General features: G+C 73.7%; 4 protein-coding genes. 2 read left to right on the top strand and 2 right to left on the bottom strand.

Annotation, left to right across the window (positions count from 1 at the left end; genetic code table 11):
- Nucleotides 1-409: sigma-70 family RNA polymerase sigma factor (locus tag Aru02nite_RS36005; RefSeq protein ID WP_203665032.1), on the top strand; the 409-nt coding region annotated here is incomplete at its 5' end.
- Nucleotides 410-416: 7 nt separating this feature from the next.
- Here the strand turns inward: Aru02nite_RS36005 and Aru02nite_RS36000 are convergent.
- Nucleotides 417-941: a hypothetical protein gene (locus Aru02nite_RS36000; protein WP_203665031.1), complete on the bottom strand. Its 525-nt coding sequence runs from the start codon at nt 939-941 to the stop codon at nt 417-419.
- Between the two features lie 35 nt (nt 942-976).
- On the bottom strand, nt 977-3,643 hold the full coding sequence (locus tag Aru02nite_RS35995; RefSeq protein WP_203665030.1) for a right-handed parallel beta-helix repeat-containing protein: 2,667 nt from the start codon (nt 3,641-3,643) through the stop codon (nt 977-979).
- Between the two features lie 168 nt (nt 3,644-3,811).
- On the opposite strand from Aru02nite_RS35995, the gene Aru02nite_RS35990 reads away from it, so the two are divergent.
- Nucleotides 3,812-4,103, top strand: a 292-nt coding sequence (locus tag Aru02nite_RS35990) for a hypothetical protein (protein WP_203665029.1), incomplete at its 3' end; no start/stop codon positions are given.

Below are 4,103 nucleotides of genomic sequence, written 5' to 3'. Positions count from 1 at the left end.
GGAGACGCTGGTACGGGCGTGGCGGCACCCGGAGGCGCGTTCGGCGGACGGGCGGTGGAGCCGCGCGTGGCTGTTCACCGTGGCGCGCCGGATCGCCATCGACCACATCCGCGCGGTGCAGGCCCGCCCGCCCGAGCTGCCGGACGAGCGGATCGACGGGTTCGCGGTGTCGGGTGACGAGCTGGACCGGCTGCTCGACGCGCGCGAGGTCCGGGCCGCGCTCGCCGCCCTGCCGGAGCGGCTGCGTACGGCGGTGGTCGCCATCTACTTCCAGCAGTACTCGGTGACCGAGGCCGCGGAGCTGCTCGGCGTACCGCCGGGCACGGTGAAGTCGCGGACGTTCTACGGGCTGCGCGCGCTGCGGGAGGAGCTCGTGGCGCGCGGCTTCCCGTTCGGCCCGGGCGGCTGACCCCCGGTCATTCGGTCGGCAGGAACGAGTCCTTGTCGGCCTTGGTGTAGACCTGCGCCGCGAGGTTCAGGTAGTAGGCGAGCTGGCCGGCGAGGTGGACGGCGTCGGCGATGGACAGCAGCGCGTTGTCGAGGCTGGCTTCCATCTTCGGGGTCTGCGCCGCGAGGTCCTTGTCCGGCTGGACCTGCTGCGTCTGCGTGCCCTGCGAGGCGGGGTTCCAGAAGTAGTACTCGCCGAGGTCGCCGGGGCGGTCTTGCTGGAAGATCCAGCCCTTGGTGGCGTTGGTCGCCTCCTTGAGCGTGTTGTACGACGTGACTGCGGCGTTCGCGCTGGGCAGCAGTTCCTTCTGGGCGTCGCGGAGCGTCGAGATCGTCACGGCGAAGTCGTCGACGACGGGCGGTGGCCCCTCGTCGCCCTTCGACGACGAGCCCGGTACGTCACCGGTCGCGGACAGCGGCCAGTTCGCGTCGTCGGTGGTCAGCGTGGGGGTGTTGACGTCCGGCGGCGGATCCTTGTCCTTGTCGTCGGCCATGGCGGTTCCTCCTCGTACGGTCGGGCGGATGTCGGCTACTCGGGTGCGCGGTCCGGCACGTCGGCCGGCAGGAGCGCGCTGAGCTGCTCGGTCGTCGGGTCGGCCACGTCGGCGATCCGGTACGCGTGCCGTTCGGTCATGTCCTGGAACACCTGCCGGGCGAACCGGCCGTTCCCGGAGCGGCGCGCGTCGTCGGTGGTCGCGAAGAAGTCGCCGAGGGCCTCCCGCGTCCGCGCCGGCACCGCGTACTCGTGCTCGGCGGCGTGGTGCGCGACGATGTCGACCAGTTCGGCGACGGTGTAGTCGTCGAAGGTGAGGGTGCGGTTGAACCGGGAGGACAGGCCCGGGTTCGCGGCGATGAACCGGCCCATCTGGTCGGGGTACCCGGCGACGATGACGACGACCTGGTCGCGGTGGTCCTCCATCAGCTTGACCAGCGTGGAGATCGCCTCCTGGCCGAAGTCGTTGGACTGCCCGTCCGGCACCAGCGCGTACGCCTCGTCGATGAACAGCACGCCGCCCACCGCCCGCTTGAACGCGGCCTGCGTCTTCGGCGCCGTGTGCCCCACGTACTCGCCGACGAGGGTGCCGCGGTCCACCTCGACCAGGTGGCCCTGGGTGAGCATCCCCAGCGCGTGCAGGATCCGCCCGTACAGGCGGGCGACGCTGGTCTTGCCGGTGCCCGGGTTTCCGGCGAAGACGAGGTGCCGGGACAGCGGCGGCGGCGCGAGGCCGGCCTCCTGCCGGCGCTTGACCATCTGCATCAGCTTCACCAGCGTGCCCACGTCGTGCTTGGCCCGGCTCAACCCCACCAGATCGTCGAGCTGACCGAGCAGTACGTCCAGGTCCGGCGGCGCGGCGGTCCCGGGCTCGGGTGGCACGGCCGGCTCCGGCGCGCCCGCTGGCGCACCCACCTGTACGCGGGCCGCGGCGACCGTGGCCGGCATCGTCGCGGTCCGTACGCCGTTGGTGGTGCAGTCGACGAACGTGGGCTCGGCGCCGTCCGCCACGTTCAGGTCGCGGTCGGTGTCCTCGACGTGGCAGCGGCGGAAGCGCGGCCGGGCGCCCTTGCCGACGAACACGGCCGGGAACTGGCTCGCCGAGACGGTCACGTCGTCCAGCGCGCCGGCGGCGTCGGCCGCCAGGTACACGCCGTTCTTGCCGCAGCGCTCGACCCGCAGCGTACGGACGACGGGGCGGGCGCCGTCCCACACGACCAGTCCGCTGCCGCCGCTGTCGCGGATCACGCAGTCCTCCAGCGTGGCCGTCGACTCCCGGTCGAGGAACACGCCGGCGCCACCGCTGTCGGCGAACCTGCTCTCCCGTACGGTCGGGCCGCCGCCGGCGGTGACCTCCATCCCGGCCTGCGCGGCGGTACCGATCGTGCACGACTCGACCAGCGGGCGGTGCGGCGTGTCGACCCGGATCCCGACCGACACGTGCTCGATCGTGGCGTCCCGTACTGTCGCGTCGCCGGACTCCTCCACCTGGACGCCGGTCATCTCGCAGTGCTCCACCCGGCCGCCGGTCAGCCGCAGCATCGCCTGCCCCGTCACGTGTACGCCGTGCTGCGGCGTGCCCGCCACCGTGCATCCGGCCAGCTCCGCCACCGCCGCCCCGGCCAGATGCACCGCACTGTACGAGGAGCCGCGCACCTCGCAGCCGCGCAGTACGGCACGTGCCTCCCCGTCGACGAACACGCCGTTCGCGCCGGCCCGGGCCAGCGTGCAGTCGGCCGCCGTGACCCGTGCCGTACCGCGGGCGACCAGGGCAGTGCTGCCGCTGGCCGAGACCGTGCAGCCGTCCGCGGTCAGCCGCGCGCCGGCCTCCGCGATCAGCCCGCTGCGGGCCGCGCCGTCCACCGTGCAGGTCGCCACCGTCGCCCGCGCCGCCCCGTACGCCGCGAGGCCGTGCGCCGCGCCGCGCGACACGATCGTTCCCGTCACCTCCGCGACGCACCCCTCGTCCCCGTCGCCGGCCGGCTCCGCGCCGACCAGCCGTACCGCGTCGTCGCCCGTGTCGTTGAGCCGCGCGTCGCGCAGCACCAGCCGGGCCCGGTCCCCGACGTACACCCCGGTGCCGGCGGTGTGTGCCACCGTGCAGTCCACCAGCTCCGCGGACGCGCCGTCGGTCAGCACGACGCCGTGGCCGGACGGGCGCAGTACCGTCGAGTCGCGCAGCGTGGCGCGCGCGGACTGGGCGACCACGACCGCGTCGCCGGCCACGTCCTCCACCGCGCACCGCGTCACCGTCACCTGCGCGTCGCCCGACACCCGCACCCCTCCGGTACGGAACCGGCAGCCCTCCAGCGCCGCCGTGGCCCAGCCGTCCGCCTCCAGGCCGCCACCCGACACCTCGCAGTCCACCAGCGTCAACGTGCCGGCGCCCGTCCGTACCGCCGCCTCCGGCCCGTCGCCGCGCACCGTCAGCCCCTGCACCGTCACCGCACCGCCGCGGCTCACCAGCGCCGGGCCGTCCGTCGCGACCAGCTCCACCACGCCGTGCTCGCGGTCCGCGACGATCGTCACGTCCCGGTCGACCAGCACCGACTCGTGGTACACCCCCGGGCCCACGCTGATGACCGAACCGTTCGACGCGGCGCGCAACGCCGTGGTGATCGTGCGGTGGCTGCCCCACCCCCGGGTCGCGACGCGCTGCGTGGCGCGGCGGGGACGGGGGCCGCGCGGCGTGGTGGCGGTCATGGCCCACGTAACGGCGCCCGCGCCCCACCGGTTCACGGCCACGCGAACTGGGTAGTGCCCGTGTCGTCCGAACTGGTCACTGCCGCGTACCCACCAACCTCTGGCAGGCTGCGGTCGGGCCGGGCCGTCTCCGGCGTGCCCTCCGCCCGGACGCCAGGGAGGTGGCCCGTGACAGCGCAGCCGGCCCAGCGGGTGACCCAGCCCGACGGCTCCGTCGTCGAGTACGACACGTCCGGCCACGCGCAGCGCCAGACCTGGCCCGACGGCCGCGTCACCACCTTCCGCTACCACGGCGACCACTACGTCGCCACCACCGGCGACCAGCACGTCCTCTACGACAGCCACGGCACCGAGATCAAGCAGTGGCAGGGCAGCGACGAGTCCTCTGCGCTGGCCTATCACCACTTGGTGAACGGGCATTACACGTTGACTGATCCGCAGGGGACGGTGACTGAGTACC

The sequence above is a fragment of the Actinocatenispora rupis genome, assembly GCF_016861975.1.
Lineage (GTDB): Bacteria > Actinomycetota > Actinomycetes > Mycobacteriales > Micromonosporaceae > Actinocatenispora > Actinocatenispora rupis.
Note: the sequence above shows the minus strand (reverse complement) of the source record. Positions and strands in the feature narration are given on the sequence as shown.

Excerpts from the sequence above, each read along its gene's own strand:
- Aru02nite_RS36000 (WP_203665031.1), bottom strand. The coding sequence starts at position 941 with ATGGCCGACGACAAGGACAAGGATCCGCCGCCGGACGTCAACACCCCC.
- Aru02nite_RS35995 (WP_203665030.1), bottom strand. The coding sequence starts at position 3,643 with ATGACCGCCACCACGCCGCGCGGCCCCCGTCCCCGCCGCGCCACGCAG.